Below are 2200 nucleotides of genomic sequence, written 5' to 3'. Positions count from 1 at the left end.
AGCTCATAGGTAGAGGCGAGCGGGGTATCAATTCTCCTTCCTCATGGACCCAGGAAACCTGATAGTACTCCTGGCCGCACTCGCGGCAGAACGCCAGCGGCAGCAGGATCTTGCCGCCTGAACCGGGCAGCTCGATCTGATAGTCACGGGTCCAGCGCCGGGTCTGCTCGTCCTCCAGCGTGACGTAGACCGTGTCGCCCTTGGAGAGGAACTGGTGCAGCCGGAACGCGAACAGCGGACGCCCGGTGCGCGGCTCGCGCGCCTGGGAACCGGCCTTCAGGGTCGCTCGGATCGCGGCGACACACTCGTCAACGGGAACCTGAATCTGCGCGCTCAGCTCTTCGGCGGCCTTCTCGACGCTGGTCGGCGACCGGCGCACCAGCCGGTTGGGATCGTCGTCGGCGGGGGCCAGCCCGAAGGTGGTCTCGATCCACGACGCGAGCGGGTCGGCGACCAGGTCAACGTAGTCGTGCGGGGCGGTCGGCGCTTTTACGCGTGCGGCCGTGACCGGCCCGGCGTCCGCCCTCGTCGCGCGCACCAGGGTCTCGCCGATCACGTGCTCGGGCGCGACCGTCGTGCCGAACAGAGCCGACGCGACGCCCGCGACCGTCTCGCGCTGGTCCTGCTCGCTGCCCTCGGTCGACATGGTCGCGGACGTGCCCACGAACTGCACGTCCGGCGCATCGCAGGCCTCGCGCACCCGGCGCGCCAGCATCGCGACATCGGAGCCCTGACGGCCGCGGTAGGTGTGCAGCTCGTCTAGAACCAGGAACTCCAAGCCTTTCGCCATCCGGATCAGTGATCTGCGATCGTCCGGTCGGGTGAGCATCAGCTCCAGCATCACGTAGTTGGTCAGCAGGATGTCGGGCGGGTTCTGCCGGATCCGCTCGCGGTCCGCCTGCGACTCCTGCCCGGTGTACCGCTCGAAGGTCACCGGCTCGCGGCCCGGCCCGTAGCCGGCGCGCAGGTACTTGCCCAGTTCCTTCTGCTGGCTGTTGGCCAGCGCGTTCATCGGATAGACGATGATCGCGCTTACACGGCGGCCACCGGCGCCGGCCGGGCCAGGTTCAGCGCGGCGACGCAGCACCCTGTCGACGATCGGGATGATGTAGGAGAGCGACTTGCCCGACCCGGTTCCGGTGGTCAGCACGTACGACGAGCCGGACTTCGCGGCGTCGATCGCCTCACGCTGGTGGCGGTGCAGAGTCAGCGGTCGCCCGGAGCAGACCGTCGCATCGTCCATCTTCCCGGCCTGGAAGATGCGATCGCACTCCTCATGCAGCACCCCTCGCGCGACCAGGTCCGTGACACTCCCGCCGGACGCGAAGAAAGGGTTAAGCGAAAGCCACGGATCAGGCCACTGCGACTTGCTGTCCAGGTCCTCCTGCACGAACTGCGCGATGCGGTCGTCGCGGATGACGGCCGCGCCTTCCGTGAACTCCCGATAGTCCTTGATCAGCTGCCGATGCACGCCAAAGATGTCCAGGCCGGCGGTCGCGCCCGGTGCCGGCCCTAGCATCGAGCTTGACCGCCCTCCTTGAGCCGCGTCGTCCACGTCTGCCTCCTTGGGCACAGCGCCGTCAGCGGCCGCGGTGGTGGCCGCCTCGTCCCCCGCCGCCGAGCGCAGCGGCCGCGTCGGGTCGTAAGCCTCCGCTTCGTCATCGCCCGCTAGCTCGGCGACCAACGCCACCTGGCTGCCGAGCGCGATCGGCAGCAACACCGCACGCACATCCTGCGGGCCAGGCCGCTCGTCCGTCCGCTTCGCCAACAGCCGGTTGACCAGCGCGTCGAACGCCTCCGGAGCCGACCCGCGCAGCGTGCGCACCGGAGTCGGCTGCTGATCGACGTGCTTGCGCATTACCGCGAACGCGCTCGCGCCGTCGAACGGCGGCGTCCCGACCAGCGTCTCGTAGAGCAGACAACCGAGCGCGTACATGTCGGTCGCCGCGCCCACTGCGCCGCCGGTCGTCTGCTCCGGCGCCATGTATCGAACCGTGCCGACCGTGGTGTCCGTGCTGGTCAGCCGGGTGGAGTCCGGAGCATCGACGATCCGCCCGACGCCGAAGTCAACCACCTTCACTATGCCGTCACGGGTGAGCATCACATTCGACGGCTTCAGATCCCGGTGCACGACCCCGGCCCGGTGCACCGCGTCCAGCGCGTCCGCGACCTGCACGCCGATCGCCGCGGCCCACGCGAC

General features: G+C 69.1%; 1 protein-coding gene. It reads right to left on the bottom strand.

Annotation, left to right across the window (positions count from 1 at the left end):
- The coding region (locus VFA06_RS09155; protein ID WP_324840016.1) for a protein kinase domain-containing protein at positions 1-2200 on the bottom strand (2200 nt) is incomplete at both ends.

It is taken from the genome of Actinocrinis sp. (assembly GCF_035653575.1).
Lineage (GTDB): Bacteria > Actinomycetota > Actinomycetes > Streptomycetales > Catenulisporaceae > Actinocrinis.
Note: the sequence above shows the minus strand (reverse complement) of the source record. Positions and strands in the feature narration are given on the sequence as shown.